The sequence below is a fragment of the Parasedimentitalea huanghaiensis genome, from assembly GCF_009753675.1.
GTDB lineage: Bacteria > Pseudomonadota > Alphaproteobacteria > Rhodobacterales > Rhodobacteraceae > Parasedimentitalea > Parasedimentitalea huanghaiensis.
The window spans coordinates 559144-583414 of sequence record NZ_WQLV01000002.1 but is presented as its reverse complement, the minus strand read 5'-3'; the positions used below and the strand labels follow the sequence as shown (position 1 = coordinate 583414).

The window sequence follows — 24271 nt, the reverse complement described above, 5'->3', positions numbered from 1 at the left end:
TTGCACTCTATGATTACATAGCGCAGCGAAGATCATTGTTGGCATCGATCTCCTGGCGTGGAAATCCAATTCTACCCGCGCCCAACTCCACAACAAAGCCGCCATTTGCCCAAGACCATGTTCCGTTACCGAGCATTTTGGCAAAGGCGTCACAATCGCGCCCTAGATACAGCGTTTCGATGCCTGTGATGACCTGTGTCATTGCCCCAGTGCCAGTAAAACGTGCCACCGGATACAGCGATTCCAGTACGGCACCATCTGGGTTGTTGCTGAACCTGTACTGATGGCCTTCGGATGAAACATAGATCAGTTCCATCTGAGCCAATGCCATAATTGGTTGGTTTGTGGTCAGAATGACAGCAGCCACTGCAAACAGATTTTTCATGATTTAAACCTCCCATCTTTATAGTTTCTCAGTGGTTGCGTTCTCGCAAGGTGTTTAAAATGGGACAATGGTGGTCTCCCGCCCGTCATCGGCCTCTTGGCAGAGGCACTCTTTCCGTTGGGCGTAGCCTGTGCCGCTTACGGCACAGGTGGCTGCATAGCCAAGGTCGAAACCCTTTCGTTAACGATAGTCCTTTTAAGGAATGCTGCAAAAACAGGTTGCGAGGCGCGGTACCGCGCAGATGGGTTGGGAGCTGCCTGTGCAATGGGTCAGGAAATGGGCTGCGACCGAATCGAAATACTACTGTGCTGGCTTGGTCTCGCAACAGCACCGCGCAAGGCGCGGTGCCTGGCCCAAGACTGTTTTGGTGTGAGCGGCGCAGCCGGTTCACCAAACAGGCGCGGTAGTGTTTGGTGGTCCCTGAGGGGCATGCAAGTGTCTAGTGCGCCTCGGCCCAGTTGGCCCCACGACCTGCATCAACGATCAGCTTCACGTCCAGATGTACCGCTGGATCGGCGGCGTTCTCCATAACCGATTTTGCGGTGGCGATGGTGTCATCGACTGCATTCTCGGGAACTTCGAACAGTAGTTCATCATGTACCTGCAACAACATGCGCGCTGGCAGGTGGGCGATGGCATCCGGCATCCGGATCATAGCGCGGCGGATCACGTCGGCTGCCGTGCCCTGAATTGGCGCGTTGATCGCGGCACGTTTGGCAAACCCGGCGCGCGGCCCCTTGGCAGAAATTTCCGGCGTGTGGATCTTGCGTCCAAACAGCGTCTGCACATAGCCGTGCTCCTTGGCGAACTCCACCGTGTTGTCCATGTATTTGCGGATGCCTGGGAAGCGTTCGAAATAGCGGTCAATAAAGCCCTGCGCCTCGGCCCTTGGAATACGCAGATTGCGCGCCAGACCAAAGCCGGAAATCCCGTAGATGACACCAAAGTTGATGCCCTTGGCCTGTCGGCGGATGTCCGGGGTCATTTCGTCCAGTGGCACGCCGAACATCTCTGATGCGGTCATCGCGTGAATGTCGATGCCATCCGCAAAGGCCTGTTTCAGCGCATCGATGCCTGCGATATGGGCCAGAATGCGCAGTTCGATCTGGCTGTAGTCGAGCGACAATAGCACATTGCCTTCTTCGGGAATAAAGGCCTCGCGAATGCGACGGCCTTCCTCGGATCGTACTGGAATGTTCTGTAGGTTGGGATCGGACGAGGCCATGCGGCCGGTATTGGCGCCGGTCTGGATGTACGAGGTGTGTACGCGACCGGTGTCGGCGTTGATGTGGTCCTGTAGCGCGTCGGTATAGGTCGACTTCAACTTGGACAGCTGCCGCCAGTCCAACACCCGCGCTGGCAAGTCGTGTTCGGTGGCCAGATCTTCCAAAATGTCGGCCCCTGTCGCATAGGCGCCAGTCTTACCCTTTTTACCGCCGGGTAGCTCCAGCTTGCCGAACAGGATCTCACCCAACTGTTTGGGCGAACCAACGTTGAAGGTTTCCCCAGCCAGCTCATAAATCTCATCCTCAAGTCCCGCCATCTTCTGCGCAAAGGCATTGGACATGCGGCTGAGGGTGTCGCGGTCGACCTTAATGCCGTCCATTTCCATCTTTGTCAGAACCGGAACAAGCGGACGTTCCAGTGTTTCATAGACGGTGGTGACTTTTTCCTGATGCAGTTGCGGCTTGAACAGCTGCCACAGGCGCAGGGTGATATCGGCATCCTCGGCGGCATAGGGGACTGCGTCAATGACCGGCACCTTGTCAAAGGTGATCGCGGACTTGCCAGTGCCCAGCAAGGGTTTGATCGGGATTGGAGTGTGGTCCAAATAGCGTTCCGACAGGGTATCCATGCCGTGGTTATGTTTACCACCGTTCAGCGCGTAAGACATCAGCATGGTGTCATCAATCGGCGCTACTGCGATGTCTTGGCGAGCAAAAATCTTGGCGTCGTACTTCATGTTCTGGCCGATCTTCATGATCGCTGGGTCTTCCAGAACGGATTTCAGCATCTCCAGAGCTTGCGCCAAAGGCATCTGATCCTTGGCCAGCTCGTCGCTGCCAAACAGATCATCTGCCGCAGCCTCGCGGTGCGTCAGCGGAATATAGCAGGCCTGGCCAGGTTCCACACAAAGCGAGATACCAACGAGATCCACAACCATTGAATCGAGGCCCGTGGTTTCAGTATCCACAGCCACCCAGCCACGCTGTTGAATTTGGTCGATCCAAGGCTGCAACTCTTCGGCACTGGTCACGCAGGTGTATGCGTTACGATCAAACGGAACAGCTTCGGGTGCGGCAACTTCGGCTGCCTGAGGTGATGCCTCGGGGATGACCGGAGCCTCTTGCCCCAGTTGATCCGCCATCCGCTTTGTCAGAGTGCGGAATTCCATTTCGGCAAGGAAAGCCAGCAGCACCTCAGGGTCCGGGTCCAGAACCTCAAGATCTTCGATGGTGAAGTCCAGCTCCATGTTGCAGTCCAACTGCACCAGCGTTTTGGACATTTCGATCTGCTCGCGCTTGTCGATCAGGGTCTGTCGACGCTTGGGCTGTTTGATCTCTTCGGCGCGGTCCAACAGTTCTTCAAGTGAGCCATATTCATTGATCAACAGGGCGGCAGTCTTGATACCAATTCCGGGCGCACCGGGCACGTTATCAACGCTATCGCCAGCCAGCGCTTGTACATCGACCACTCGCTCCGGGCCAACCCCGAATTTTTCGATCACACCATCGCGGTCGATGCGTTTATTCTTCATCGCATCCAGCATTTCAACGCCGCCGCCAACCAGCTGCATCAAGTCTTTGTCAGAACTAATAATGGTACAGCGCCCGCCAGCGTCACGCGCCTGACAAGCAAGTGTGGCCATGATGTCGTCGGCCTCAAACCCCTCTACCTCTTTGCAGGCGATATTGAACGCGCGGGTGGCGTCGCGGGTCAGTGGGAACTGCGGGCGCAGGTCTTCGGGGGCAGGGGGACGGTTGGCCTTGTATTGGTCATACAGGTCGTTGCGGAACGTCTTGCCCGAATGGTCAAAGATCACCGCCACATGGGTTGGCGCATCGGGGCCTGTGTTGCCCTCGACATAACGCTGCAGCATGTTGCAAAACCCAGCCACGGCGCCAATCGGCAACCCGTCGGATTTACGCGTCAGCGGCGGCAACGCGTGATAGGCGCGAAAGATAAAGGCAGAGCCGTCGATCAGATGCAGATGGCATCCTTTGCCAAAAGTTCCGTCCATATCTACTGCTCCTCGGATCGCGTTTTCGAAGGAATACATCGCATGAATGTTCTTCACCTGCCAGCCGTTGTTTGTGCCCTTACATTGGTAACAACCACCATCCAGGCCGAAACCTATGGCGCGCCTAATTGCCCAATGAGTTCTGACAAATTCCACTGCCAACGTGCTTTTGCCTGTATCAGCGCCGAAACAACACGTTGGTTCGTAGGGACTGTAATTGGTATCAAAGACAGTACTATCAGTGGCAATCTGAACGACGGTACGATTTGCACAGGTAAGATACTCGGCGATGACGATTTTACGAGGATCGCGACCTTATCCTGTGCCGATGGTTTAGAGACTAAGATCGTTGTGATGGACCCCGTCATTGGTTCAGTTGGTTTTCCCAATGGCATGGGAAATACTGTTGATGGCGGGATTGTTCACTGGGCATCTGGCTACGCCGCTCAGGATCATATTGATGTTCAGACCGGACAGCTGTTGATGGACGGCCCTTGTTCGTACTGACGTGATCGTAACACGTAGTTTTCACCGCAGGCTTTTCTGCAGGGACCAGATAAGCGCCGCCAGATACCCGAGGCGCTTATCCAAATTGGCGACATAACAATCTTACTATGCCTTCCCAGCGTGATCCTTGTGCACAAACTTGCAATCACAGTAGCCGCATTCAACCCAACCCTGATCCTCGGGGATCTGCAGATAGACGCGGGGATGACCCAATGCGCCTTCGCTGCCGTCACAGACAACTTTATAGCTGTCGACGATTTTGGTTTCCGGCGCTTGGATGGTCATCGCTGGCAGTCCTCTTGCTAATCCATTAGGGGCTTTTATGAGCTAAGGCAAAACTGGGGGCAAGAGCTGCGATGACACAGGATGCAATCCGATTGACTGGTTTGAGCAAAACCTATCGCGGTAAACGTGGTCAGCCTGAAAAACACGCGTTGAAAAGCGTTGATTTGACGGTGCCGCGTGGATCGGTGTTTGGATTGTTGGGTCCCAACGGGGCGGGCAAATCGACGATGATCAACATTCTGGCTGGATTGGTGCTCAAGACCGCTGGCAAGGTTGATATCTGGGGCTTTGATCAGGACACCAATCCGCGCCAGTCACGGGCGGCTATCGGTGTAATGCCACAAGAGTTGAACCTTGACCCATTCTTCACGCCCCGTGGGGCGTTGGAGGTGCAGGCCGGGTTATATGGCGTCCCAAAATCAGAGCGTCGTAGCAATGAAATTCTGGCGATGATCGGGTTAGAGGACAAAGCTGAGGCCTATGCCCGTACCCTGTCTGGCGGGATGCAGCGGCGGTTATTGCTGGGCAAGGCACTGGTGCATCGTCCTAATATTTTGGTGCTGGACGAACCAACCGCCGGAGTTGATATCGAGCTGCGCCAGATGTTGTGGACCAATATCCGCAAGCTGAATGAGCAGGGAATGACCATCATCCTGACTACTCATTACCTAGAAGAAGCCGAAGAGATGTGTGACGAGATTGCCATCATCAACCAAGGTGAAGTGGTTGTGCGCGACAGCACGGCCAATCTATTGGGACGGCTGGATGCCAAAGCCATGGTTGTGCACCCAGATTCACCTGTGTCGGCATTGCCTGACGCAGAAGGGATCGCTGCTGAGCTGCGCGGCGATGGCGCCGTTGTACTGCGTTATCACACCAATTCTACCAGCGCCGAACAGGTTCTGGCAGCTGTTCGGTCAGCCGGGATCACCATTCGCGATGTCAAAACGGAGGAGGCGGATCTGGAAGATGTGTTCTTGTCGCTGACTTCATCCCGCTAATGCAGATTGTGGAGGAACTGCAGCGCGGTTCGCTGGATCAACACTTACCTGGGATCTGACAACACGCGATCACAGCTTGATGATTGCCACAGCAATCATTGATCAGATAGCCAATCATGCCCCCCACAGCATCAAAATTGACGCGATAGATGATGTGGCGTGACTTACGCTCTGCCGTCACCAGCCCGGCATTGGCAAGGGTCGACAGGTGAAAAGAGGCCCTCGACGAGGCAGCATCAACGGCCTCACCGATCTCTCCGGCTGAAGCGCCATCGCTGCCTTTGGTGACCAGAAACCTTAGAATGCGCAGCCGTGTTTCCTGCGCAAGCGCGCCTAACGCGTCTATGACTTGGCTTTCATCCATATTTCAACTCCTATTGAAGTATTCGTTGACTCCCCATTATTTCAATAATACTTGAAACGTTGAGATATCATGGAGAAATACACGATGACACATGAAACAACAACGCTGAACAGCGTGGTGACTCTGCTTAAGCTACAGAATGCATATGCGCCGCTGGTGTTTGAAACGAATGAGGGTGAGATAGGCGGTGGCTATCACGTGACCGAACTGAAACAGGCGATCATCACGAGTATCGATTGTGGCGGAAACATCGATGACTGGCGTGAAACGCATGTTCAACTGTTAGACGGGCAAACCGGAGAGCACATGAGCGTTGGTAAGTTTGCTGCCATAGCGGACAAAAGCATGGCCAAGGTACAACATCTGGGTGAGGCGCCTTTGTATTTTGAATTTGCCCTGAAAAATAATGGGCTTCGGCGCTACCAAATAGAGGCGCTGACACCCGACGCATCAAAGATCATAGTTTTGCTTACTGAAGGGCGGGCTGTGTGTAAGCCCGCTGCTGCGGGCAAAGCGGTGGAAACTGCCAACGGGTGCTGCAGCTCAAATAGCTCCAAATCGGCCTGCTGCACATAAACGGATCATACCTCTACTTGGCTGCGTCTTTTCGCCAGGTGGAGGCATTGGCTACCCTTAAGAGCGTGCAGGTGAGAACGGCGTACACTTAAATATGTTCTACCGATACTTGCTGGCAGGTTAATGTGAAGGCACATATGGGGAGACGCATCCCATCAAGAGAATCCGGCAGATCGGAGGCCACATGAAAGCACTTTGCATCGTCCCAGTATTCTTTGCCGTTGCAGCCTGCGACGTCCCAAACAATTCCACACAGGTAGGGGCAAGCGGCAGTATGCAAATCCAATTGCAAGATGGTCGGAACTGTTGGGATAACCAATGTATGCGGTTCAATTCGCGGCATGGGTCATTTCAATTGTCAGGCCGTGTACCGGTTCGCCCTCCAGCTGGGTCAATTCAAAATGGTGGCTATATATCGGTTCCAGCGTTCCAACAGACGTTTCACACAGCAATTCGAGCAGAATCGTCTGGCGACCCGGACAGGTAAGATTGGGCCTTTGGTTTTGTGAGCCATTAGACCCCGATCAGGGTGTCCATGTATGAAACAATAGTGGCAACTCATTCTTGAATTCATGAATGGACAACAAGAAATGACCGGATCCATTCACAACGTGTTTTGAACCTATTGGAACCGCTGTTTGGCGGCATTACTGTTGGACCTGCTTGGGCATAGATTGAAAGAAACCGGGTTGGCTGGTCGAGATCAGGCGATATTTCCCTTTAAGTGAGTGTTGTACACCCTTCCAAGCCGCGGGTGTGCTGTGCGAACCAGGGAGAAAAAGCAGAACAGGTCCGGCGCCAGTGTCATCAAAATCAAAGTTCAGGATGAGACACCAGCACCGGAAAGTATCTAGCCAAAGAGAAAGTCTCTCCAGCTAGATACCTGCGGTTTGGGTCTGAAAAATGGTAGCGTTTTACGCCCGGTCAATCCGCGCTTGGTAGCAATTGTTCCGGGAAGACCGGATATGGATATAGGCCACTCGATCATCGTTGAAAATGTCACTAGCTTGACTCAACATGTGTTCCTTGGAAATCACGACACCCGTGCCATAAACGATGCGGTCTTCATGATTGTAACCTTTGATCAGGTAGTCTGGAGACCGTTCAAAAATCTCGGGAGTTTGATCGCCCTGGTGCTTTTCGCATTGATCCGCACAGAGGAAAATAGGGCCAGTTTCTGCATAGGGTTGTTGGGATGGAAAGGGGCGGTGGGCCAGTATCAGCATCTCCGCATCCTTTGGGATATACTGAAGGCAGTGGCGACAGGGGTTGCCACCACCGTCGGACAGGGTGCGTTCTGGTGTTTGTCCGTGGGCATCCGGCCCACCATTTTGCAGGGCGCGGACGAGTGATGTTGGCAAAGCGTTGAATTTGGTCATGGTATATCTCCTTTGGTTGCCCAGACACTGGCGCATTTGGGTGGTCCCAAGCGACCCGTTTGTTGCGCATCCGACAGAGGCTCCCGCCGGTTGCCGGCCCCTGATGGGGGCCTCGCCCGTTGGGCATGGCACCTGGCTTGGGCCAGGTGCAGGTTGCGCTCAACAGCGAAGGAAACACAGTGTGGAGAGGTGCGGCTCATATGGGCTGTTCACCATCCCGGGGATAGGTTGTAAAAGGTTGCCAAACAACCAAACTCCGGAGCTTTGATATGCCCACGCCGAAACCTGTTGTCCTGTGTATTCTTGATGGCTGGGGCAGTGGCGTGCCGGGCGTTGCGAATGCACCGCATCTCGCCAAGACACCAACCTTTGATGCAATTATGGCCAGTGGACCACAGGCGCGGTTGATTACCCATGGGCCCGATGTCGGGTTGCCCAGCGGACAGATGGGCAATTCGGAAGTAGGACACACTAATATTGGTGCCGGCCGGGTTGTGGCGATGGATCTGGGGCAGATAGATCTGGCGATCGAGGATGGCTCTTTCTTCGAAAATGCTGCCTTGCAGGACTTTATCAACAAGCTGAAATCCACTGGCGGTGCAGCGCACTTGATGGGGCTGGTGTCCGATGGTGGAGTGCACGGGCACATCAACCATATTTTGGCTGCGGTGAAAGCAGTGACTGATGCCGGTGTGCCAGTCTGGTTGCATGCGATCACCGACGGGCGCGATGTGGCCCCAAAGTCAGCGTTGGAGTACTTTGAAACACTGCAAGCGGCGCTGCCAGAGGGAGCAGATATCGCCAGTGTGACCGGCCGCTACTTCGCGATGGATCGCGACAACCGCTGGAACCGGGTTAGCCAAGCTTATACTGCAATGATTAACGGCGGCGGCCGCGTAGCGATGGACGCCAAGGCGGCGGTCGAACAAGCATATGCACGATCGGAGACAGATGAATTCATTAGTGCCACTGTGATTGGTGAATATCCCGGGATGCGCGACAGTGACGGATTTGTCTGTCTGAACTTCCGCGCTGATCGCGCACGAGAGATCCTTGCGGCTATTGGTCAGCCAGGCTTTGAAGCGTTTGAAGTTGGGAAACGGCCAAAACTGGCAGCTTTCCTTGGCATGGTTGGGTATTCGGACGACCACAACACTTATATGACGACCGCCTATCCCAAGGCTGAAATTGTCAATACGCTGGGCGCTTGGGTTGCCAAACAGGGGTTGCGTCAGTTTCGACTGGCGGAGACTGAAAAATACCCACATGTGACCTTCTTCCTGAACGGTGGTAAAGAAGCACCCGAGTCAGGCGAGGACCGGTTTATGCCTAAATCACCGAATGTCGCGACTTATGACTTGCAGCCGGAAATGTCGGCACCCGAAGTAACCGCTAAGTTTGTTGAGGCGATTGAAGCGGGTTATGATCTTATTGTGACCAATTTCGCTAACCCGGATATGGTGGGTCATACGGGTGATCTGGCGGCAGCTATGGCGGCTTGCGAGGCGGTGGATCATGGATTGGCGCAGGTCGTTGAGGCGCTGAACAAGGTGGGTGGTGCTATGTTGTTGACTGCGGATCATGGCAATTGCGAAGTGATGGTGGACCCGGTAACCGGTGAACCGCATACCGCGCATACGCTAAACTTGGTGCCTTTGGCCTTGGTTGGTGGACCTCAGGGTGCAACATTGCGCGACGGCCGATTAGCTGACCTTGCTCCAACCTTGTTAGAACTCATGGGGTTGGAAAAACCTGTTGAGATGACTGGAAAGAGCCTGTTGGCATGATGAAATGCATTGCGGTCTTGCTCTTATGCTTGGCAAGTGGTGCTGCGGCTGCTGCCGAGGACCCGGCGAGCGCCGCTCGCGCTGCTAGCGATCAGCTGGAAGCGGCGACGGTACAGTTGCAAGAAGCTGAAAGTGCCCGTGACAGGGTCAAAGCGTTAACAGACACAGTACAGGCCTATGAGGCCGGGCTGGGTGCAATGCGCGATGGTTTGCGCCGAGTGGCCCGCCGTGAAACACAACTGATTGCTCAGTTGCGGTCACGCGAGGATGAGGTGGCAGATCTGTTGGGTATCCTGCAGACCATTGAAACCTCAGCGCCGCCGGTTTTGTTGCTGCATCCATCGGGTCCATTAGGATCTGCGCGCTCTGCAATGATGCTGGCCGAAGTGACACCTGGGCTACAGGCCCGGGTCGAAGCGTTAAAGCGGGACCTGAAAGAAGTGCAGACGCTTCGTCTGTTACAGCAAAACGCTGCCGGAACCCTGCATACTGGTCTGGCAGGCATTCAGCAGGCCCGCGCGGCATTGTCTACGGCAATTGCCGATCGCACAGATTTACCGCGTCGGTTTACCTACGATCCTGTACGCACATCAATTCTGATTTCTTCAATCGAAACATTGGAGGGGTTTGCCAGCGGGCTGGCGAACATCGTTGAAGGAGAGATTGCCCAGTCCAGTGCGGACATAACTGCCCAACGTGGAGAGATCGCCCTGCCGGTACAGGGTTTGGTACTGCGTGGGTATGGGGCACAAGACGCGGCCGGCATTTCGCGCCCCGGTTTGCTTATTGCAGCACGACCGCGGGCAATGGTTGCATCGCCCACTGCGGCAACGATTCGCTATCGCGGCCCTTTGCTGGATCTTGGTAATGTGGTGATTCTGGAGCCGCAGCCAGACATGTTGTTTGTGCTGTCTGGGCTGGCTGAGGTGTTTGGCGAGGCGGGACAGGTGATCCCCAAAGGCACTCCAGTGGGATTAATGGGCGGTGTAACCCCAGAAGTTGGTGCGATTTTGTCACTAAGCGGTGAAGGGGCTGGAACTGACCGGACAGAAACGCTCTATATAGAAGTTAGATTGAATGACAGCCCCGTGGACCCGGAAATCTGGTTCCGCACCGACAAGGATGGATAGAGGCATATGAAAAAGTTTGCGATGGCAGCCGTCGGCGGAACGCTGGCGGGAATCCTTGCGACCACCTATGTGGCGGGACCACTTCTGGCACAGGAAAACGCCCGCTCGGCGACAGTATATGAACAGCTGGATCTGTTTGGTGACATTTTTGAACGCATCCGCGTGCAATATGTTGAAGAGGTCGATGAAACCGATCTGATTGAAGCGGCCATTGGCGGCATGCTGGCCTCGCTTGATCCACATTCAAGCTATCTGTCACCTGATGATGCAACGCAGATGCGGGTGCAGACCCGTGGCGAGTTTGGCGGTCTGGGCATCGAGGTCACGCAAGAAGAGGGCTTTGTAAAAGTCGTCTCGCCGATGGATGGCACCCCAGCGGATGAGGCTGGTATGGAAGCCGGCGACTTTATCACCCACGTCGATGGCGAGAGCATGTTGGGTCTGTCGCTGGACGAAGCGGTTGATATGATGCGCGGGCCGGTGGGGTCAGAAATCATCATTACTGTGGTCCGCGAAGGTGAGGACGAGCCGTTTGATGTTTCGATAATCCGTGACACCATCAAACTGACTGCGGTCCGGGCCCGGACCGAAGGCTCCTCTGTTGTCCTGCGGATTTCGACTTTTAACGATCAGACAACGCCAAACCTGATTTCAGGCCTGAAAGAACAGGTTGAGGCTGCTGGTGGCATTGAAAATGTAAACGGTGTGATTCTGGATCTGCGCAACAATCCGGGTGGCTTGTTGAATCAGGCAATCCGGGTTTCGGATGAATTCCTGGAAAGTGGCGAGATCGTTTCCACGCGTGGTCGTAACCCAGAGGATGGCGAGCGTTTCAACGCCACACCGGGTGATTTGGCCGAGGGCTTGCCAGTTGTGGTGCTGATCAATGGTGGTTCCGCGTCGGCCTCTGAAATTGTTGCCGGTGCGTTGCAGGATCATCGCCGGGCCATCGTGGTGGGAACCAAGAGCTTTGGTAAAGGTTCGGTGCAGACGGTAATGCCATTGCGCGGCGATGGTGCGATGCGTCTGACCACAGCGCGCTATTACACCCCGTCCGGTCGTTCGATCCAGGCGCTGGGCGTTTCGCCTGACATTATTGTCGAGCAGCCACGCCGTGTTGCCGCCGGCGAAGAGGACGAGGCTGAGAATGCCCGCCGTTCCCGCTCAGAGGCGGATCTGCGTGGAAGTCTGAACAACGACAGCCTGTCCGACGATGAGATTCGTCAGATCGAGGAAGATCGCGCTAAAGCAGAAGCCGCGGCTGATCTGCGCGAAGACGACTATCAGTTGGCCTACGCCATCGATATTTTGACCGGTATGTCTGCACTGGCAAAATAAGTAGGTTACGCATGTAAAACAAAGGGGCCGTCCGAGTTTGGGCGGCCCTTTTGTCTTTCCGACCATCACAAACAATCACAATTTACATTCACGCCCGATTTCCGGCGACGGAGTGGGATTGCATTGGCTATTACTGTGCGATGATGTTTGATTTACCCGATACCAACACCCTGTATGAGGCGCTCGTGGCGCGCGATGCCAGCTATGATGGGCAGGCCTATGTGGGCGTGACCTCTACCGGTATTTTTTGCCGACTGACCTGTCCCGCACGTAAACCCAAATCAGAGAACTGCCAGTTCTATAGTTCGGTTGGGGCCTGCATTGATGCTGGGTTCAGGCCTTGCAAACGGTGCCACCCACTGGCGCCTATGGCTGAGGCAGATCCCGTTGTCGACCGGTTGCTGCAAGCCCTCGAAGAACGTCCCGGCTATCGCTGGTCCGAAGGCGACATGGCGGCAATGGGGCTGGATGCTTCAACTGTGAGACGCAGTTTCAAACGCCATTTTGGCATGACCTTCCTCGAGATGGCGCGTCAGCGCCGTCTACGCGATGGCTTTACCGCGCTCAGTGCCGGGGATCCCGTGATTGCCGCGCAAATAGATGCTGGGTTTGAATCATCCAGTGCTTTTCGTGCGGCCTTTTCCCGTTTGATCGGAAAGCCACCGGGGCAATTTAATCGTGATGCACTGTTGCAGGCAGATTGGATCGAAACGCCGCTGGGATCCTTGATCGCAGTCAGTTGCCAACACGCGCTGCACCTGCTGGAGTTTATTGACCGCAAGGCGTTGCCACGTGAGTTGGCAAAACTGCAAAAGAGTTCGAACTGCGGTATTGGCTTTGGACGTCCGGAACCAACCGAACAGGTTGCCGAGGAACTGGAACAGTTTTTTGCAGGTGAAAACGCGTCGTTTTCAACGCCACTGGCGCTGCATGGAACTGAGTTTGAGCAGCAGGTTTGGCGGGCTTTGCAGGAAATTCCTGCGGGGGGGACGCGGAGCTATTCGCAACTGGCCCAAAACATCGGACGGCCCTCAGCGGTGCGGGCAGTGGCACGGGCCAACGGAACCAACCAATTGGCGCTGATCGTGCCCTGTCACAGGGTGCTGGGGGCCGATGGGTCGTTGACCGGATATGGCGGCGGGCTTTGGCGCAAGCAGCGGCTGATCGAGATAGAGCAGAGTTATAGGAGAGCAATATGACAACCCAATCGCAAAAGGCGCAGGACTTTGCCGCCCTGCATGTATCTGGAAACCCCCTGGTTTTATACAACATTTGGGATGCAGGCAGCGCCGTGGCTGTGGCCAAAGCGGGCGCAACAGCGGTCGCCACAGGCAGCTGGTCAGTGGCCGGAGCGCAGGGCTATGGGGATGGCGAACAAATTCCACTGTCTTTGCTTGTGCAGATCGCCACGCGCATTTCACACAGCGTCGATGTGCCTCTCAGTGTGGATTTCGAAGGAGGCTATGCTGCTGGTGGTGCGGAACTGACGGCCAATGTTGCACAAGTGATTGGCGCCGGCGCAGTTGGTATCAATTTCGAGGATCAGATAGTTGGTGGTGCAGGGTTGTACAGCATTGAAGAACAGTCCCAACGCTTGCGTGCCGCTCGCGCGACTGGTGCGGATCTGTTTATTAATGCCCGCACCGATCTGTTTCTGAAAGAGCGTGACAGTAGCAAGCATGGAGGTTTGCTGGACGAGGCGGTGCAACGATCACAGGCCTTTGCTGCAGCTGGTGCCAGCGGCTTCTTTGTGCCGGGGCTGACGGATCTGGATCTGATCGCACAGGTATGTGAGGCCTGCCCACTGCCGGTCAATGTGATGATGCGCGGTGATACGATGACACGCCAATCGGTCGCAAAAGCAGGGGTTGCCCGTGCCAGCTATGGCCCACAGCCGTTTGTTGACGCAATGCAGGCGATCACGGACAGGTTTCAGGCGCTAGGCTAAATTGGCCTGCAGCTCCGCTGGTCTGGCCCGAGAGTGTTGGTCAGACCGGTCGCTGTGAAAGAGACTTTTCGAAATGCGCTGCTAAGTGGTTTCCAGACAATGGCGACGAAAGGCGCGTTTCAGCATATCCAGTTCTGCACGCAGCAGCTCAACTTCGGCGAGCAAGTTGTCAGTAGCGGTTTCACCGGCAATCAAGGTGAAATTGCCCAGCTTTGTATCTGTCGCACCGTCGTGGATCAGAAAGCTATGCACACCGTCTGCCACAGCATGGCTAGGCACCGGTACTTGTAAATCCCATTCAGTACCGTTGCTACCCTCTTTGACAGTCACGCCTTCCACCAGTTGGTCCAGATATCGCACCTGAATGTCGGGCTTTGCGCCGGTGTCGGGCACATTACTGATTTTGCCCTTCCACAGGCCATTCCCAAAATGAATTTTGGTTAGGATCAGCTCGCTCATATTTGGACTCCTCAGATGGCGGCGCGGAGATGGCGCGAGAAGGTAAGGTCACGCAAGATCACCTGATTCATATCAGGTGATTCAAAAATCAGATCGAGCCAGATTTTTTCGATTCGTTTTTCGTTGAGACGTGAATAGGCTAGATCGAACTCGACCATGACGTTTTGTTCGCTCAGCGGCAATTCCCGAACCAGCTGTTCCGTGTTTGGGCCATGCTTGATGTTCAGCCGGGCAAATATTTCCTGCGGTTTTTCAGTCTCAATTATGGCATCGATACGTAAGAGATGCTGGCGGGTCATGTCCGCAGCAGCTTCAGGCGGCAATTCTACGACCAGCGACAGAAACGATCCGTCAAATTGAAACACATCCATGCGCAGGCCAAAGGGAGCCAAATCTTGTTCGCGGGTATTGCGCAGCTGGCGCAGCGTTAGCTCGGAAGAGGTGCAATCGTGGAACAATTGCACCTCATCGCCCAACTTGGATTTGGTGGGAACAGATGAAATACCAGGTTCGGGCAATGGGCCTCGCCATAAGGCAGGCCGCCAGGACCAGTCAGTGCCTTGGGGCTTGGAAAAGTAGGATGATCCAATTTGTGGCAGCGCCAGCCGCCCTTCGGCCACATGCAGTAGCTGATTTAGATGGGCACGCAACTGGAGGGCGCGGTTGCGTTGATTTCGCAAGTCACTCAATGGGGCGTGGTCGGCTAGATGTGCATCCCGACGCCAATGGCGCAAGGCACGTCGGTGTAACAGCCGGTCCAGTATCCTGCCCATGTTGTCCTCAAATTGTTCAGCGGGCGATTTTGCCCTGCATTTACTTGCAATGTAACGTTTGTAACCCAAACCGGCAATTCGCTTTTGTTGCAATGTTTTGCTTCGCAGTTGGGTCCCTTTGTGTTTGCGGACAGGAGGAGGGGCACTGTCTTGAATTTGTACCTGTAGGTGAATACCGTCAGCAAAACTGTCGCTGTTTCAACTGGACGACTTTTTCTAAAAGGGCAGATCATGACTTCACTTCCACAGGTGCATCAACTGAGATACCCAACTTTTGCGAAGATCGTGCCGTGTCTAGTTCCGAGTGACCTGTAATGCGGCCTAGTCTTCGCTACGCAGCACATGAGGCGCTGGTTTTCAATGCGCGGACCCACCCACAACTGTGGCGGCTAATTGCAGGTTTGGTCGTGGTGGTGATCGTCGGGTATTTGCTGTCGTCAGCGATGTACTCGGTACTGTTGGGGACATTTTCAGGCGATTGGGTGGCTGGTTTGCAAGATGGCTCCAACCCGGCTGCCATGTTAGCATTGTTGGGGGGATTTGGCTTTATTACTGTTGGAGTGGCGGTAGCGGCGCGATTGCTGCAATACCGTTCGTTGACCAGCATCATCGGAGTGCCACGTCTGTTGGTTTCTCAATTTGGTCGGGTTAGTCTTTTTCTCTTGGCGTTGTTTGTGGTCCTGATGCTGTTGCCGCCGTATCAAATGGATGCCCCTATGGTGTCCAACTTACCGGCTTTGACCTGGCTTGCCCTGCTGCCCCTGTCATTGTTGGCACTACTAATCCAGACAAGTGCCGAAGAAATTTTGTTTCGGGGATATATCCAGCAAGCCCTGGCAGCGCGGTTTAGTCACCCTATAATTTGGCTGGTTCTACCGTCGGCATTGTTTGCCTTAGGTCATTACTTGCCCGCTGAAGCAGGTGAAAATGCAGTAATAATCGCAGTTTGGGCTGGGTTGTTCGGCTTCCTCATGGCTGATCTTACAGCCCGTTCTGGGACACTCGGACCGGCAATTGCCGTACATCTTTTCAATAACCTAACAGCTCTTGTCTTGTTTGCCTCGCCAACTAGCCTGAATGGGCTGGCCCTATATATACTGCCTTACGAGATGTCAGATGTTCAGGCGCTCAGGCCCTGGATGGTCGTTGACTTTGCACTGATGCTCATTGGCTGGCTGGTTGCGCGACTTGCGATACGCCGCTGATTGCATTTACCGTCAAGGGGCCTTATCTGAGTGCACAAATCGTCCCAGCAGAGGCCTGGATCATGAACTGGATTACCAATTACGTCCGGCCGCGGATCAATTCGATCTTCTCGCGCCGTGAAGTCCCCGAAAACTTGTGGCAGAAATGCTCTGAGTGCGGCACCATGTTGTTTCACCGAGAGCTGAGCGACAATTTGAATGTCTGCACCAACTGTGATCATCACATGGCGATCACTCCGCGCGCGCGTTTTGATGCGTTGTTTGATGGCGGCATTTTTGTTGAAATTGATGTGCCCGAGCCGGTGGCAGATCCGCTAAAGTTCCGCGACCAGAAACGCTATCCAGACCGGATGAAAGCGGCACAGAAGAAAACCGGCGAAAAAGAAGCCATGCTGGTGGTTGAAGGTGAAATTGGTCGCACCCCAATTGTTGCTGCAGCCCAGGACTTCTCGTTCATGGGTGGATCCATGAGCATGTACGTCGGAAACGCCATTCTTGCTGCTGCCGAACGCGCGGTGGAACTCAAACGCCCCTTAGTTCTGTTCTCTGCTGCAGGCGGAGCGCGGATGCAGGAAGGCATTCTGGGCCTGATGCAAATGCCGCGCACCACCATTGCGGTGCAGATGCTGAAGCAGGCGGGCTTGCCGTATATCGTGGTGCTGACACATCCGACAACCGGTGGTGTAACGGCGTCTTATGCAATGCTGGGCGATGTCCATATTGCCGAACCCAATGCTTTGATTGGTTTCGCCGGGGCACGTGTAATTGAACAGACCATCCGTGAAAAGCTGCCCGAAGGGTTCCAGCGCGCCGAATATCTGTTGGATCATGGTATCTTGGATCGGGTGACCAAACGCACCGAAATGCGCAAGGAACTGGTGACGATCATTCGCATGTTGATGGGGCAATCGCCGCAGGTTGTTGGCGACCTTCCGGCCCCGGAACAGTTGGACGACGCGATTGCGGATGCCGAAAATGATGTGCAGGACGCCGCTGAAGACAAAGCTGACGCGACCTAAGCAGATTAATCTGCACTATCTGCAGGACATCGCACCTGCAATTGCCGCCTGCCCGAAACGGCGGGCGGTTTTTACTTAAGTGACCTGCCTCAGGGAATAGACTCCGATGTCTCATACTTCTTCCGATACCATCCTGACACGTATGATGGCACTGCATCCAAAGCTGATGGATCTTACACTGGGTCGAGTTTGGCGGTTGCTAGAGGCATTGGATAATCCTCAGGAGAAGCTTCCTCCCGTCATTCATCTGGCAGGTACCAATGGCAAGGGCTCAACTCAGGCGATGATCCGCGCCGGGCTAGAGGGGGCCGGTAAATCAGTTCACGCCTATACCTCGCCGCATCTTGCACGGTTTCACGAGCGTATCCGTTTGGCAGGTGAGCTGATCAGCGAAGAGCACCTGACCGAAATGTTAGATGAGTGTTATGAGAAGAACGGTGGTGAAACCATCACCTATTTTGAGATCACAACGGTTGCAGGGCTGTTGGCCTTCACCCGAACTCCAGCGGATTATACCCTGCTCGAAGTGGGGCTGGGCGGACGATTGGATGCCACCAATGTCATCGACAAACCCGAGTTGACCGTTATCACTCCGATCTCGATCGATCATGAACAGTTCCTGGGGGATACGCTGGCCAAGATTGCCACTGAAAAGGCCGGCATTATCAAGCGCGGAGTGCCCTGTGTGGTTGGCCCGCAACCCGAAGAAGTCATGGATGTCATTGAAGCCACGGCATCCCGTCTCGGCGCGCCATTGATTGCCCATGGTCAACACTGGCACGTATACGAAGAACACGGACGTCTGGTCTTCCAAGATGAAAACGGATTGCTGGATCTGCCGCTACCTGCGTTGCTTGGGACCCATCAGGTTCAAAACGCCGGGGCAGCCCTGGCAGCCTTACGTCACCTAGGCGCAGATGAGGTGGCCTGTGAGGCCGCAATGACAGATGCCAATTGGCCCGCCCGTATGCAGCGGTTAAAATCCGGACCACTTGTCGAGTCAGCGCCACAGGCCGAGCTTTGGCTTGATGGAGGCCATAACGCCGCCGCTGGTCTGGCGTTGGCAGAGGTGCTGGCCAATCTGCCCAAGCGTCCAACACATTTGATCTGCGGTATGCTGAACACCAAGGACGTGACCGGCTATATGCGTCCGCTTGCTGACCATGCTGACAGCCTCACAGCGATCACGATCCCGGATGAAGTCAACACATTGTCCGCAGAAGACACAGCCGCAGCTGCCGTGAAGGTTGGGCTGACAACGACAACGGCTGAACACGCTGCCACAGCGCTGTCCACCATCATCGCCAATGACCCACAAGCCCGAGTACTGATTTGTGGCTCGCTGTATTTGGCAGGCGCAATCTTGCGTGAAAATGGCTGACCTTGTTGATGCGGTGATTGATCAAAAGTCCGAGGAATGCCGCCAACCTAGTCCAAGAATGTGAGACGCCTCACAAACAAACCATTTCCTTTGGTAGTTCCAACATCACGCCAAAAATCGTGACCGCTCTAGCAAGTTTGGACATCGTTGAGGAAAAAATGGGCTCTACAACCGGTTTCCTTAAGTCAGAGAGCAAAGCGATCGAAAAACGCAAAGAGGTGTAGCGGATCTACGTCCCCCAGTCTTCGCCCTGCATTTCACGCAATCGGCTGGCGGTGCGTTCAAATTCAAATGTACCTTCGCCTTCGACATACAGCATTTCTGGCGCAGAGGCGGCTGAGCAGATCAGTCGCACCTCTGCCTCGTACAGTGCATCAATCAGGGTGACAAAGCGCTTGGCCTCGTTGAAATTGCTGCGCGAAAGGTTGGGAATGTCTTCCAAAATCAACACCTTCACCTCAGCCGCGATGGCCAGGTAGTCGCCAGGGCCAAGCATCTTGCCGCAGAGGTCATAAAATGTTGCCTTTGCTACGCCGTTGCGAAACGCAGGGAGTACCAGATCGCGGCCTTTCACTTTTAGTACGAGCGGGTCCGCGGTTCCACCGCTCAAATCCTGCCATATTGCCTGGATTGCGGTGCTGGCGTCAGGTCCGGTAGGGGTGAAATAGACCTGCGACCCCTGCAACCGGTCCTGCCTGTAATCGGTCGGGCTGACCATTTCCCAGGGTTCCATCTTTTCTTTGATCAATGCGATAAACGGAAGGAACAATTGGCGGTTCAATCCGTCTTTGTACAAATCATCCGGTACTCTGTTTGATGTGGTGACAACAACCACACCCGCGGCAAACAGTGCCTCGAACAGTCGCCCAACAATCATTGCATCAGTGATGTCGCTGATCTGCATTTCGTCAAAGGCCAGCACTCGGACGCTGGCGACTACGTCAGCCGCAACTGGAGCCAAGGCATCCTCGACCCCGTTTTGGCGCGCCTCGTGCATAGCGGCATGAATTTCTTGCATGAAGGCATGGAAATGCACCCGCCGCACCGGAATGTCGCCCAGACTATCGACAAACAGATCCATCAGCATCGACTTGCCGCGACCTACGCCACCCCACAGATATAGCCCTTTAGGAGGAGGGGGCGGTGTCGCACGGCGGAACAACCCGCGTTTGATCGGTTCCGCCTGTAGCCCGTCACTGATCCGGTCGAATTGTGGCAGCACAGCCTCTTGCGCGGGATCCGGGCGCAATTCACCCTTGGCAATCTTATCGGTATAGAGCGTGGTCAAATTTGTCATCAGCCAGCCATAGCGCGCCTCGGAAACCTTGAAAAGCACTGAGACTTTATCCACCACCCCTGTCACATCAGTTATTCTAATACATGACCGCAAAAAACCTGATTTGAGTAGACGGGCTGGCTTCGATAGGGTCGCCGGACGCTTAACAGGAGAATCCAATGCAGCGGCAGGCCCCTCTATTTACACCGGTTTTGATTGTCGGCTGCGTGATTATCATGGTCAGCTTTGCTGTGCGTGCGTCATTTGGGGTGTTCCAGATTCCAATCGCCGAAGAATTCAACTGGGCGCGCAGTGAATTTTCGCTGGCAATTGCGATCCAAAACTTGGCTTGGGGCATTGGCCAACCGCTGTTTGGCGCTGTTGCTGAGAAGATTGGTGACCGGAAAGCTATCGTATTGGGTGCACTGATCTATGCCGCTGGCTTGGTGTTGAGTGCCGGGGCGACGACAGCCTTTGAAATGCAAAGCTATGAATGGCTGGTTGGATTTGGCATTGCCGGTACGGGCTTTGGCGTGATTTTGGCAGTGGTGGGACGGGCCAGTTCTGACGATAACCGTTCAATGTCGTTGGCAATCGTCACCGCTGCAGGCTCGGCAGGGCAGATTTTTGGTGCGCCAACCGCGGAATGGCTGCTGGGGTTTATCAGTTGGCAGCAGGTATTTCTGGTTTTCGCCGGGGTGATTTTGGCGTTGATCCTGACCTTACCCCTGATGAGGGCACCGGCAGTGGCGTCAAAGGTTGAACTGGAAGAAAGCATGGGGGCAATTCTGCTCAAGGCTTTTAAGGACCCCTCGTATACGATGATTTTTCTGGGTTTTTTCAGCTGCGGCTATCAACTGGCCTTTGTCACCGCGCATTTTCCAGCCTTTATCACCGAAATGTGCGGCCCAATCCTGCCCGGAGGCGCGCTTCACAGTCTGGGTATCACAACAACCTCTTCGCTGGGCGCGATTGCTATCTCGCTGATTGGTGCGGCCAATGTTGGTGGCACATTGTTGGCGGGTTGGGCTGGTAAACGTTATTCCAAGAAATATCTGTTGGCTGGGATTTACGCTGGCCGGACGATTGCAGCGGCTGTTTTCATCATGATGCCAATCACGCCAATGTCGGTGATCATATTTTCGGTTGCAATGGGGTCGATGTGGTTGGCGACTGTGCCGCTGACGTCAGGGTTGGTCGCGCATCTCTATGGGCTGCGTTACATGGGAACGTTGTATGGTATCGTGTTCTTTAGCCACCAGTTGGGCAGTTTTCTGGGTGTATGGTTGGGTGGCCGGATGTATGACATCTACGGCGATTATACTATGGTTTGGTGGATTGGCGTGGGTATTGGTGCATTCAGTGCGATCGTGCATTTGCCGATCCGGGAAAACCCAAAACAAGAGGTTGCGGCAGCGGCTGCCTGATTGCGTTGGATTGATTAATTTTTCACGTCAGGCCGGGGCCAACCCCGGACCCCGGGATATTTGTGGCTAGATGAAGAAACGGATCAGGTGTCGCGTAATTGGTCGCTGTTCCCAGATTACGCTTTGACCTTCCATTTTTGTAAAACATGATGGCTTGTCATCAGGTCAAGATGTGCACCGCCGCCATTCTTGAACAGGGTAATCTGGGACGGATCGTAGGCTGGGAAGCGATCCAGCTGGTAAAAATCGGCCAGCACATCCTCTCGTTTGATCACGCCCGCGGCCAGAGGGATCATGAATTCACCTATATGGTCCAGAGTGGTGTCAAAACTGTCGGTATAGATCTGCGCACGGGTCAGGGCGACGTCGTCTGCTTCGCGCATGTCAGGGCGGTAGGCGCCGATCATGTTCAGGTGCTGGCCAGGCCTGAGCCAGTCGCCATTGATAACCGGAGATGACGACATGGTAGCAGTGACAATGATATCAGCAGCCCGTACTGCGGATTCCAAATCAGGGGCCGTCAGGGTGCCGGGCCGGCTGGCTGCCAGGTCACTTGCTTTGGGGGAGGTCCGGTTCCAGACACGAATTTGTGCCTGAGGAAAGCCAGCGGCAAACGCGTCAATCAGAGATCCGCCAACGGTTCCCGCCCCGACGATCAAAATTTCTGCGGCATTGGGGTTCGCCAATCGCAGCGCCCCCAGCAGGCTGTCACCGGCGGTCTTCCATTTGGTGACCAGATGGAAATCGACCAATGCCTCGAGTGAACCGTCACTGTCAGAATACAAACTGACCGACCCGTTGATCATCGGTTTACCAGCCTTGGGGTTGCCGGGGAAAATATTGGCGGTTTTAACGGCCAGTCCCATACCATCAATCCAGGCCGAACGGGTCAGGAGCGTGTCAGGCTTGCGGTATAAAAACGTGTCCCCAATTTCTGCTTTGGGCAGGCTGTGTCCTTTGGCCAGTGCCTCGGTGAACTCAACCCATTCCAGCAGGGCATTGCCTTCGTCGAAAGAAATGATGGGGATGTTCATGTGGCTTGTTCCTTGGTTAGCAACCCCTCAGAGACAAGCCGTTCGGCCCAACCCTCTGGTGAGGTGAAAAGATGTGTCTGCCAGCCGCGATCAGACGCGGATTCGATATTTTCTGGCCTGTCATCGGCAAACAGCAAATGAGCAGCGGGGATGCCGCAATCAGATTCCAGTTGGGCATAAATTTCTGTGTCGGGTTTGATCACCTGCATATAGCCCGAGACATAGCTGCGGTCGAATTCAGTCAGGACCGGATAGGCCTTGCAGGCCAGTTCAAAAGTCCCAACACCAAAGTTGCTGAGTGCAAACACCGGGTGACCGTTGGACTTCAGGGCTCGCAGTAACCGGGTGGAATGTGGGATTTCAGGTGTTGCCATGGCGAGCCAACTGTCGTGCCACAGCCGGATTTCATCCTGCCATTTTGGGTGTTGCTCGGCCAGACTGTAGACAGAGGTATAAAAGTCGTGGCCGCGGTCCACGTTCAGGTTCATGCCGTGTAGGTCGACTTCGGCAAACAGGGCGCGACGGCGTTCAGGGCCGATCTGAGCGTCATAAAATCGCTCAGGGTGCCATTCCAGCAAAACATTTCCGATATCAAATACAATAGCTTGGATGGGCATAATTGATGTCCTCTTTATCCGTTGGAACGGGGTCTGGGGCGACTTGTAGGGCGATGGTTGCGGGTCTCGCGCCAAACCGAAACTAGGCCTGACCCAATGATTAAACCACTGCCGATCCAAACGGGCGTTTCCGGCCATTCATTGAAGACCAATACCCCCCACAAAACGGCCATTGGCATGGCGATATATTCAAACGGGGCGACCAATCCAGCCTCGCACAACCGATAAGCTTGACCCACAAGGTAACCACCGAAAGATCCCGCAATGCCAACACCGATGAACAGAGGCCAATCTTGTGGAGCGGGCCAGACCCAAGCCCGCAGGATGAAATCAATCGCTGGGCTGTTGCCGTCAGAAAACCGGCCATCGCCCAGTGTGAGCCCTACAAGCGCGCTGACAACCAGAAAACCCAACATCGGATAGAACGCCAGGGTCGAACCAGATTCAGAACCCCCAGCGCGGCGGGTCAGAACATGCAGGGTGGCATAGCCACAGGCCCCTAGAAACGGCAGTATTGCGATGGGCTGAAATGCGTCACTGCCGGGCCGGATAATCACCAGTACACCTAAGAACCCAACGGCTACGGCCCCCCAGCGCCACGGCCCAACGTGTTCCTTCAGGAAGATGACGGACAGGGTGGTGACAATCAACGGTGTGGCAAAGGCAATGGCCACGGCTTCCGCCAGCGGCATTAGCGCCAGACCGGTGAAAAAGCACAGGTTGGCAAATAGCACCGCCAGGCAACGCAACACATGCAGACGTGGTTGATGGGTGCGGAGCAGGTGAAAGCCACCTTCCAATGGAACGATCACTGCCAGTAAAACTGCCAGCGCAACGATCGATCGAAACAATACCACTTCGTAAAGCGGGTAGTCGCCGGACAGAAACTTGAAAATGGTATCGATGATCGAAAAGGCGACACCCGCCCCAAGGGCAGCCAAAATGCCCCAGATATTGACCTTTGCCTGTGCGCTCATCATCGGCCTCGCGTAGTGATTGGTTGATCAGTGGCGTAAACTTTGGGGCAGGGCAATGGGGGGGAGAATTGAATGTGTGTTTTTCAACCGATGATTTATGTTCTGCTCATACCTGAGTAACGGAACTGGTGTTGCAGTTACACATAAGCGTACAGTGGACAT

The 24271-nt window shown here is 54.7% G+C and carries 24 protein-coding genes; 12 read left to right on the top strand and 12 right to left on the bottom strand.

The genetic code is table 11. From position 1 onward, the window contains the following. Nucleotides 1-13: 13 nt before the first annotated feature. Nucleotides 14-385, bottom strand: coding sequence for a hypothetical protein (locus tag GO984_RS06595; protein ID WP_157021738.1), 372 nt, complete (start codon nucleotides 383-385; stop codon nucleotides 14-16). Nucleotides 386-824: 439 nt separating this feature from the next. Beyond that, nucleotides 825-3626, bottom strand: a complete 2802-nt coding sequence (gene polA / locus GO984_RS06590; RefSeq protein ID WP_157021737.1) for a DNA polymerase I — start codon at nucleotides 3624-3626, stop codon at nucleotides 825-827. Nucleotides 3627-3668: 42 nt separating this feature from the next. On the opposite strand from polA, the gene GO984_RS06585 reads away from it, so the two are divergent. After that, nucleotides 3669-4133 (top strand): hypothetical protein, encoded by a 465-nt coding sequence (locus GO984_RS06585; protein WP_157021736.1) that lies wholly within the window; start codon nucleotides 3669-3671, stop codon nucleotides 4131-4133. Between the two features lie 105 nt (nucleotides 4134-4238). Here GO984_RS06585 and GO984_RS06580 read toward each other — a convergent pair whose 3' ends face one another. Then, on the bottom strand, nucleotides 4239-4418 hold the full coding sequence (locus GO984_RS06580) for a zinc-finger domain-containing protein (RefSeq protein WP_157021735.1): 180 nt from the start codon (nucleotides 4416-4418) through the stop codon (nucleotides 4239-4241). A gap of 71 nt (nucleotides 4419-4489) precedes the next feature. Here GO984_RS06580 and GO984_RS06575 point away from each other — a divergent pair, with 71 nt between their 5' ends. Beyond that, nucleotides 4490-5419 (top strand): ABC transporter ATP-binding protein, encoded by a 930-nt coding sequence (locus GO984_RS06575; RefSeq protein ID WP_157021734.1) that lies wholly within the window; start codon nucleotides 4490-4492, stop codon nucleotides 5417-5419. A 37-nt stretch (nucleotides 5420-5456) separates the two neighbouring features. On the opposite strand, the gene GO984_RS06570 is transcribed toward GO984_RS06575, so the two are convergent. Beyond that, complete coding sequence (locus tag GO984_RS06570; RefSeq protein ID WP_157021733.1) at nucleotides 5457-5783, bottom strand: ArsR/SmtB family transcription factor; 327 nt, start codon at nucleotides 5781-5783, stop codon at nucleotides 5457-5459. Nucleotides 5784-5867: 84 nt separating this feature from the next. Between GO984_RS06570 and GO984_RS06565 the strand changes: the two genes are divergently transcribed. Then, complete coding sequence (locus tag GO984_RS06565; protein ID WP_157021732.1) at nucleotides 5868-6359, top strand: DUF6428 family protein; 492 nt, start codon at nucleotides 5868-5870, stop codon at nucleotides 6357-6359. 88 nt (nucleotides 6360-6447) lie between these two features. On the opposite strand, the gene GO984_RS06560 is transcribed toward GO984_RS06565, so the two are convergent. Next, on the bottom strand, nucleotides 6448-6702 hold the full coding sequence (locus tag GO984_RS06560) for a hypothetical protein (RefSeq protein ID WP_157021731.1): 255 nt from the start codon (nucleotides 6700-6702) through the stop codon (nucleotides 6448-6450). Nucleotides 6703-7273: 571 nt separating this feature from the next. Beyond that, on the bottom strand, nucleotides 7274-7738 hold the full coding sequence (locus tag GO984_RS06555) for a DUF1203 domain-containing protein (protein ID WP_157021730.1): 465 nt from the start codon (nucleotides 7736-7738) through the stop codon (nucleotides 7274-7276). A 269-nt stretch (nucleotides 7739-8007) separates the two neighbouring features. Between GO984_RS06555 and gpmI the strand changes: the two genes are divergently transcribed. The 5 genes from gpmI to GO984_RS06530 all read left to right on the top strand — a co-directional run bounded on the left by gpmI (nucleotide 8008) and on the right by GO984_RS06530 (nucleotide 13941). Further along, nucleotides 8008-9525, top strand: a complete 1518-nt coding sequence (gene gpmI, locus GO984_RS06550) for a 2,3-bisphosphoglycerate-independent phosphoglycerate mutase (RefSeq protein ID WP_157021729.1) — start codon at nucleotides 8008-8010, stop codon at nucleotides 9523-9525. After that, nucleotides 9525-10655, top strand: a complete 1131-nt coding sequence (locus tag GO984_RS06545) for a murein hydrolase activator EnvC family protein (protein ID WP_425339641.1) — start codon at nucleotides 9525-9527, stop codon at nucleotides 10653-10655. The genes gpmI and GO984_RS06545 overlap by 1 nt, the downstream gene beginning before the upstream one ends. A gap of 6 nt (nucleotides 10656-10661) precedes the next feature. Next, complete coding sequence (locus GO984_RS06540; RefSeq protein WP_157021727.1) at nucleotides 10662-11993, top strand: S41 family peptidase; 1332 nt, start codon at nucleotides 10662-10664, stop codon at nucleotides 11991-11993. A 140-nt stretch (nucleotides 11994-12133) separates the two neighbouring features. Continuing rightward, complete coding sequence (locus tag GO984_RS06535) at nucleotides 12134-13192, top strand: bifunctional transcriptional activator/DNA repair enzyme AdaA (protein ID WP_157021726.1); 1059 nt, start codon at nucleotides 12134-12136, stop codon at nucleotides 13190-13192. Further along, the gene (locus tag GO984_RS06530; protein WP_157021725.1) at nucleotides 13189-13941 is read left to right on the top strand and encodes an isocitrate lyase/PEP mutase family protein; all 753 of its coding nucleotides are present in this window, start codon (nucleotides 13189-13191) and stop codon (nucleotides 13939-13941) included. The genes GO984_RS06535 and GO984_RS06530 overlap by 4 nt, the downstream gene beginning before the upstream one ends. An 81-nt stretch (nucleotides 13942-14022) precedes the next feature. Here the strand turns inward: GO984_RS06530 and GO984_RS06525 are convergent, their stop codons facing one another. Next, nucleotides 14023-14400: a hypothetical protein gene (locus GO984_RS06525; RefSeq protein WP_157021724.1), complete on the bottom strand. Its 378-nt coding sequence runs from the start codon at nucleotides 14398-14400 to the stop codon at nucleotides 14023-14025. An 11-nt stretch (nucleotides 14401-14411) separates the two neighbouring features. Further along, the gene (locus GO984_RS06520; protein ID WP_157021723.1) at nucleotides 14412-15173 is read right to left on the bottom strand and encodes a DUF6478 family protein; all 762 of its coding nucleotides are present in this window, start codon (nucleotides 15171-15173) and stop codon (nucleotides 14412-14414) included. A gap of 314 nt (nucleotides 15174-15487) precedes the next feature. On the opposite strand from GO984_RS06520, the gene GO984_RS06515 reads away from it, so the two are divergent. The 3 genes from GO984_RS06515 (at nucleotide 15488) to GO984_RS06505 (ending at nucleotide 18778) form a co-directional block, all read left to right on the top strand. Next, nucleotides 15488-16378: a CPBP family intramembrane glutamic endopeptidase gene (locus GO984_RS06515; protein WP_157021722.1), complete on the top strand. Its 891-nt coding sequence runs from the start codon at nucleotides 15488-15490 to the stop codon at nucleotides 16376-16378. A gap of 62 nt (nucleotides 16379-16440) precedes the next feature. Then, the gene (gene accD / locus GO984_RS06510; protein WP_157021721.1) at nucleotides 16441-17397 is read left to right on the top strand and encodes an acetyl-CoA carboxylase, carboxyltransferase subunit beta; all 957 of its coding nucleotides are present in this window, start codon (nucleotides 16441-16443) and stop codon (nucleotides 17395-17397) included. Nucleotides 17398-17503: 106 nt separating this feature from the next. Further along, on the top strand, nucleotides 17504-18778 hold the full coding sequence (locus GO984_RS06505; protein WP_157021720.1) for a bifunctional folylpolyglutamate synthase/dihydrofolate synthase: 1275 nt from the start codon (nucleotides 17504-17506) through the stop codon (nucleotides 18776-18778). A gap of 229 nt (nucleotides 18779-19007) precedes the next feature. Here the strand turns inward: GO984_RS06505 and zapE are convergent, their stop codons facing one another. Then, complete coding sequence (gene zapE, locus GO984_RS06500; protein WP_157021868.1) at nucleotides 19008-20075, bottom strand: cell division protein ZapE; 1068 nt, start codon at nucleotides 20073-20075, stop codon at nucleotides 19008-19010. Nucleotides 20076-20233: 158 nt separating this feature from the next. On the opposite strand from zapE, the gene GO984_RS06495 reads away from it, so the two are divergent. Further along, nucleotides 20234-21481: an MFS transporter gene (locus GO984_RS06495; RefSeq protein WP_157021719.1), complete on the top strand. Its 1248-nt coding sequence runs from the start codon at nucleotides 20234-20236 to the stop codon at nucleotides 21479-21481. Between the two features lie 116 nt (nucleotides 21482-21597). Here the strand turns inward: GO984_RS06495 and GO984_RS06490 are convergent, their stop codons facing one another. From GO984_RS06490 to GO984_RS06480, 3 genes are read right to left on the bottom strand one after another with little or no spacing between them, the layout of a single operon-like run. Next, complete coding sequence (locus GO984_RS06490; protein ID WP_157021718.1) at nucleotides 21598-22515, bottom strand: ornithine cyclodeaminase family protein; 918 nt, start codon at nucleotides 22513-22515, stop codon at nucleotides 21598-21600. Further along, a complete protein-coding gene (locus GO984_RS06485; protein ID WP_157021717.1) occupies nucleotides 22512-23132 on the bottom strand; it encodes an HAD family hydrolase in 621 nt (206 codons plus the stop codon). The genes GO984_RS06490 and GO984_RS06485 overlap by 4 nt, the downstream gene beginning before the upstream one ends. 14 nt (nucleotides 23133-23146) lie before the next feature. Beyond that, nucleotides 23147-24109, bottom strand: a complete 963-nt coding sequence (locus GO984_RS06480) for a DMT family transporter (RefSeq protein WP_157021867.1) — start codon at nucleotides 24107-24109, stop codon at nucleotides 23147-23149. Nucleotides 24110-24271 lie beyond the last annotated feature (162 nt).